General features: G+C 64.9%; 4 protein-coding genes. 3 read left to right on the top strand and 1 reads right to left on the bottom strand.

Features of this window, described 5'->3' with window-relative positions; translation table 11 throughout:
* The 3 genes from ABWP50_RS11550 to ABWP50_RS11540 all read left to right on the top strand — a co-directional run.
* On the top strand, positions 1-1,596 hold a 1,596-nt coding region (locus tag ABWP50_RS11550; RefSeq protein ID WP_353218136.1), incomplete at its 5' end, for a DNA polymerase III subunit gamma/tau.
* A gap of 8 nt (positions 1,597-1,604) precedes the next feature.
* A complete protein-coding gene (locus ABWP50_RS11545; RefSeq protein WP_353218135.1) occupies positions 1,605-1,931 on the top strand; it encodes a YbaB/EbfC family nucleoid-associated protein in 327 nt (108 codons plus the stop codon).
* A 12-nt stretch (positions 1,932-1,943) separates the two neighbouring features.
* Positions 1,944-3,038, top strand: coding sequence for a zinc-binding dehydrogenase (locus ABWP50_RS11540; protein WP_502951050.1), 1,095 nt, complete (start codon positions 1,944-1,946; stop codon positions 3,036-3,038).
* On the opposite strand, the gene mtgA is transcribed toward ABWP50_RS11540, so the two are convergent.
* The coding region (gene mtgA, locus ABWP50_RS11535; RefSeq protein ID WP_353218133.1) for a monofunctional biosynthetic peptidoglycan transglycosylase at positions 3,039-3,731 on the bottom strand (693 nt) is incomplete at its 5' end.

Below are 3,731 nucleotides of genomic sequence, written 5' to 3'. Positions count from 1 at the left end.
GTTTACCGGGTGCTGGCGCGCAAATATCGCCCGGCCAGTTTCGAAACACTGCTCGGCCAGCAGGCGATGGTGCAAACGCTGGGCAATGCGATTGCGCGTGGCCGGCTGGCGCAGGCGTGGCTGCTGACGGGGGTGCGCGGCGTCGGCAAGACCTCCACGGCGCGCATCATTGCCAAGGCGCTGAATTGCATTGGCCCCGATGGCCAGGGCGGCCCGACGATTTCGCCCTGCGGCACGTGCGAGCCGTGTGTGGCCATTGCCGCCGGCCGGCATATGGACGTGGTGGAGATGGATGCTGCCTCCAACACCGGCGTCGATGATGTGCGCGAAATCATCGAAGGCGTGCGCTATGCCGCCGTGTCGGCGCGCTTCAAGATCCATATCATCGATGAAGTGCACATGCTGTCCAAGCAGGCATTCAACGCGCTGCTCAAGACACTCGAAGAGCCGCCGCCGGGTGTGAAGTTCATCCTGGCAACCACCGAAGTGAACCGGGTGCCGGCCACCATCCTGTCCCGCTGCCAGCGTTTCGATCTCAAACGCATTCCCGCAGAAATGCTGGCCGATCATTTCGCTGCGATTCTTGCCGCCGAAGGCGTGGCGTTTGAGCCTGATGCAGTCGCTTTGGTGGCCAATGCCGCCGAAGGCAGCGTGCGCGACGGCCTGTCGATCCTCGATCAGGCGATTGCTCACGCCGCCGACATGCTGACGGCAGCGACCGTGCGCGACATGCTGGGGCTGGCCGATCGCGGCGCGGTGCGGGCGCTGTTTGGGCAAGTGCTGGCCGGTGATGTGCCGGCGATGCTGGCGGCGTTGGGCCGGCAATATGATCTGGGGCAAGACCCGGCCCAGCTGATCCGCGAACTGCTGGGACTGGTGCACGGCATCACCCGCCAGCGCATGGCGCCGCGCCGCGATCCGGCGCTGTCGGCCGAAGAGCAGGCCGCGCTTGATGGCTGGGCGCAGGCGTTGCCGTTCACGCGGCTGTCGATGTTGTGGCAATTGCTGCTGAAGGGGCTGGAGGAGGTGCAAATGGCGCCGGTGCCGCTGCAGGCCGCCGAAATGGCGCTGCTGCGCCTGTGCCATGCTGCCGAGCTGCCCGATCCCGGGGCGTTGATGCGGCAGTTGCAGGATGTGGCGGCTGGGTCTGCACCAGTGTCCGCACCTGTCATCGCGCCGCCCGCTGCGCCAACCGCGCAGCTGCCGGCTGCAACCACCGCCGCGCCGCCGGGGCCGGGGGCGATGCCAGCCAGCTTTGAAGCGATGGTGGCGCTGTTCCGGCGGATGGGCGAATCGCGGCTGGCGCATTTTCTGGCCGATGAAATCCGCCCCGTGCACTGGCAGCCGCAGCCGGCGTTGAATGCCCGCGGGGTGCCGCGTGATGTGCCGGCCGAGATCGAACGCTGCCTGACCGAATGGACCGGCGCGCCGGTGCGCATCACCTGGCTGAATGAAGGCGGCGAGGCGACGTTGCGCGAGATCGAACAAGCCGGGCTGGCCGAACTGGAAAACCGCATGCGCGCCGATCCGACCGTGGCGGCCGTGCTGGCCGAATTTCCCGATGCCGAACTTTCTCCCATCAAACTGAGTGCTTGAGGACCAATATGCCCAATCTTGACGAACTGATGGCCGCTGCGCGCAGCGTGCAAGAACAGATGGCCCGCGCCCAAAGCGAGCTGGATCGCATCGAAGTGGAAGGCGCGTCGGGCGGCGGCCTCGTAAAGGTCACGGCCACAGCGCGCGGCGCGGTGCGCGGCCTGAGCATCGATCCATCGCTGCTCAACATCGATGGCAAGGAAATGCTGGAGGATTTGATCGTTGCGGCGTTCAACGATGCCAAGAATAAGGCTGATCAGGCCGGCAGCGCCGAAATGGGCAAGCTGACGGCAGGCATGCAATTGCCGCCCGGTTTCAAACTGCCGGATTTTTGAAGGATGACCACCATGCGCCAGCTGCAATCGACCATCACGCCCGAAGGCGAACTGATCCTGGCGCTGGCCGAGGTGCCGGAGCCCGAAGCCGGACCGGGTGAAATCAAGCTGCGCATCGAAGCGGCACCGATCAACCCGTCCGATATCGGCTTGCTCACCGGCGCTGCCGATGTCAGCCAGGTTTCGGCCGTGGCGGGCGGCATCAGCGCGCCCGTGCCAGCAGCCGGCATGCGCGCCATGGCGGCCCGCGTTGGCCAATCCATGCCCTGCGGCAACGAAGGCGCGGGCATAATCGTGGCAGCCGGGGCGGGCGCCGAGCATCTGATCGGCCGCCGCGCCGCGATCATTGGCGGCGCAACTTATGCCGATTTTCGCGTTGTGAAGGCTGATGATGCGCTGCTGCTGCCCGATGGCGCCACCGCCGAGCAAGGCGCGTCCTGCTTCGTCAACCCGTTGACTGCGCTGGGCTTTGTGGAAACCATGCGCGCCGAAGGCCATAGCGCCATCATCCACACGGCGGCTGCGTCAAATCTTGGCCAGATGCTGGTGAAAATCTGCGCGGCTGACGGCGTGCCGCTGGTCAATATCGTGCGGTCAGCCGAACAGGCGGCGCTGCTGGCCGGGCTGGGCGCGACACACATCATCGATTCGACTGCGCCCGATTTCATGGCCAATCTGATTGCGGCCTGCAAGCAAACCGGCGCGACTTTGGCCTTTGATGCCATTGGCGGCGGGCAATTGGCAGGCCAGATTCTCACCGCGATGGAAGCGGCGATCAACGCGCGCCCCGGCGGCTACAGCCGCTACGGTTCCGAAGTGCTCAAGCAAGTCTATATCTACGGCGGGCTGGATATTGCGCCGACGGTGTTCAACCGGGGCTTTGGCATGGCCTGGGCGATGGGCGGCTGGCTGTTGTTCCCGCGCATGCGGGTGTTCGGACCGGAAAAATTCGCCGCCCTGAAACAGCGAGTCGCCGCCGAACTGACCACGACCTTTGCCAGCCATTACAGCCACCGCGTCAGCCTGGCTGGGATGGTCACGCCCGAAGCCGTCGCTGGCTGGTATGCACGCCGCACCGGGCAGAAGTATCTCGTCATGCCCGATTGATTACTGCCACAGGCAGGCATCAATTCCTTCATCGGCCACCACCTTCACCCGCCGTTCGATGCGGCGGGCGTAGCGTTTGACTTGGCGGGACGGCTTGACGGCGCTGCGCGTGATCGGTTGCGGCACGATTGCCGCCAGCCGCGCAGCCTGACGGTTGCTCAGTTTGGCCACGTTCTTGCCGAAATAATGCTGGGCCGCAGCCTCCATGCCATAGATGCCAGGGCCCATTTCGATGATGTTCAGATAGACTTCCATGATGCGCGGCTTGCCCCACACCAGTTCGATCAGCAGGCTGAACCAGGCTTCCAGCCCCTTGCGCACATAGGACCGCCCCGGCCACAAAAAGGCGTTCTTGGCGGTCTGCTGGGTGATCGTCGATCCGCCGCGCAGCTTCTTGCCGGCCATGTTGGCACTGGCGGCGGCTTCCATGGCCTTGAGATCAAAGCCGCTATGGCTGCAGAAATTGGCATCTTCGGCACCGATCACGGAGCGCGGCAGCGCCTTGGTCATTGCCGGCAATGGCGCCCATTCCCGTTCGACATGCTTGCCGGCGATGGCATCGCGGGCCTGCAACCAGGTGATCGGCGGCGACACAAACCGATACGCCGTCACCCAGAGCAGACTGAGCACCACAAACGCCGCCACCAACCGCAGCAGCCAGCCCACCAGCGCCGAAAAAAACCGAGCAATCAT

The sequence above is a fragment of the Sandarakinorhabdus sp. genome (assembly GCF_040398645.1).
Classification (GTDB): domain Bacteria; phylum Pseudomonadota; class Alphaproteobacteria; order Sphingomonadales; family Sphingomonadaceae; genus Sandarakinorhabdus.
This window is presented reverse-complemented; position numbering and strand designations above follow the sequence as displayed.